General features: G+C 52.6%; 1 pseudogene. It reads left to right on the top strand.

What is annotated here, in order from left to right:
- Window positions 1–561 (top strand): annotated as a pseudogene (locus tag HMPREF3144_RS10450) (hypothetical protein); the annotation flags it as partial.

Genomic DNA, 561 nt, shown 5'->3' with positions numbered 1-561 from the left:
CCTTCGAGGCGGGTGATAACTTAACCTTGAAGCAGGATGGCGCACACTTTACCTTTGCGACAGCCAAAGACGTAAGCTTTGATAGCGTGACGGTTGGTGATGTAACCGTGGATAGCAAGGGCATTAATGCGGGTAATACGAAGATCACGAACGTGGCGGCTGGCGAGGATAAATCCGATGCGGTGAATTTTGGTCAGCTAACAGCGGTTGCGGATCAAGCCAAGGCGGCGGCGACGAAGCTGGTTGCTGGTGATGGTGTGACTGTTGAGTCTAAACAGTTAGCGGATAAAAGCACGGAGTACACGGTTTCAGCCAAGACGGACGGTACAACCATTTCGACAGTTGGTGGTGCCATCGCAGCGAACACCACGACCTTTAACACCACGACAGATGGTACCGTGGGCGCACCGCTTGCTTCTGGTGCTTTAGTGACGGCGGATACCGTTCAGTCAGCGATTAGTAGCGCAGGCTTTAACGTGATCGGTGCCGGTAATAAAGCAGTGGATCAAAGTGGTGACTTTGGTCAGCAGTTGGTGAAAGCAGGTAATACCGTGACCTTCG

Source organism: Oligella sp. HMSC05A10, assembly GCF_001808335.1.
GTDB lineage: Bacteria > Pseudomonadota > Gammaproteobacteria > Burkholderiales > Burkholderiaceae_B > Oligella > Oligella urethralis.
This window is presented reverse-complemented; position numbering and strand designations above follow the sequence as displayed.